This is a genomic window from Streptomyces sp. ID05-39B (assembly GCF_033794725.1).
Classification (GTDB): Bacteria; Actinomycetota; Actinomycetes; order Streptomycetales; family Streptomycetaceae; genus Streptomyces; species Streptomyces bobili.
The window spans coordinates 1-1,403 of sequence record NZ_JARGEF010000505.1; the positions used below are offsets into that span (position 1 = coordinate 1).

2 protein-coding genes are annotated in these 1,403 nt (G+C 75.1%); one reads left to right on the forward strand and one right to left on the reverse strand.

Translation table 11 applies throughout. The annotated features are described in order from the left end of the window. On the reverse strand, positions 1-317 hold a 317-nt coding region (locus P1P75_RS41525; RefSeq protein WP_319265226.1), incomplete at its 3' end, for a helix-turn-helix domain-containing protein. A gap of 96 nt (positions 318-413) precedes the next feature. Here P1P75_RS41525 and P1P75_RS41530 point away from each other — a divergent pair. Further along, positions 414-1,403, forward strand: a 990-nt coding sequence (locus P1P75_RS41530) for a DUF6350 family protein (RefSeq protein WP_319265229.1), incomplete at its 3' end; no start/stop codon positions are given.

A 1,403-nucleotide genomic window follows, 5' to 3' on the forward strand; every position in this document is an offset into this window, starting at 1 on the left:
GTGGAGGAGGCGGGCGTGGGGGGTTCGGGGTTCGAGCCCGGCTCGCTCAGACCGGCCGTCAGCTTCGGCGCGGGCTCCGGACTCCGCGAGGCCGTCACCTCGGCCGGCGGCTCGACCGCCGCCAGTGAGGCCAGCAGTTTCCCGTACGACTCCCTCTTGCGGCCGCTCGGAGTCGAGCGGCCGGTCTCCCACGCGCGCACCGTCTCCCTGCTGACACCCAGTCGTGTCGCCAGCTGAGCCTGTGTCAGCGAGCCCAGCTCGCGCAGGCGTCGACGTTCCTTGGGTGGGGGGAGCGGGGTGTCGAAGCTCTGGGTCACAGGGCACCCTTTCGTACGAAAAAGTACATAAACGTATATTGAGCGACACAACGGGGGTTCGCCTGTTACGACGGGAAAGCGCGTGTCGTTGCGACCATGGCGGGCGTGATCCAGATGACCGCTCGCCGTTCGTCGTTGCCGCTCCTCCTCGCCAGGCTGCGTGACCGATCCCCGGGACTGGCCGCCGGACTGCTCGGCGGTGTCCTGGCGGCCGGGCTCGGGCTCGGCTCGTTCGCCGTGCTGGTGATGGTGCTGTGGATCAGCTCGCCCTACCCCGACAGCGGGCCCGGCGGTGCGCTGCACGTCGCCGCCGCGCTGTGGCTGCTCGCGCACGGCGTGGAACTGGTGCGCGCCGACACCCTGTCCGGGGTTCCCTCGCCCGTCGGCGTCACGCCCCTGCTGCTCCTCGCCGCACCCGTGTGGCTGCTGCACCGGGCCGCGCGCGACGCGGTGGACGGGGCGGAAGGCGCCCCTCTGGCGAGCGCCCGCACCGCGTGGACCGGGGTCGCCCTCGGCTACCTCGCCGTCGCCGCCGCCGTCGCGGGATACGCCGCCGGAGGCGCCCTGCGGCCCTCCTGGGCGTGGGACGCGGTGTCCCTGCCGGCGGTCGTGGCCGTCGCCGCGGGGGCGGGGGTGTGGACGGCGTACGGGCATCCCCGTGGGCCGGTGGAGCGGGTGCTGGTGCTGCTGCCGCGCGGGGTGCGGCGGCTGGTGCTCGGTGTGGAGGGGCGCGAGCGCGTGGGGGTGGCCGTGCGGGCGGCGGGGGCGGGGGCCGCGGTGCTGCTCGGCGGCGGAGCCCTTCTGGTGGCCGTCTCGTCGGTGTGGCATTTCGGGGCGGCGCGGGGGGCGTTCCTTGAGCTGACGCAGGGATGGTCGGGGCGGTTCGCGGTGCTGCTGCTGTGCGTGGTGCTGGTGCCGAACGCGGCGGTCTGGGGGGCGGCCTATGCCCTGGGGCCCGGGTTCGCGCTGGGCGCCGGGCATGTGGTGGCGCCGCTGTCCGCCGACCCGGCACCGCTGCTGCCGCCGTTTCCGCTGCTGGCGGCCGTGCCCGAGGCGGGGGTGGGCGGGGCCCTGAACTGGGCCGCG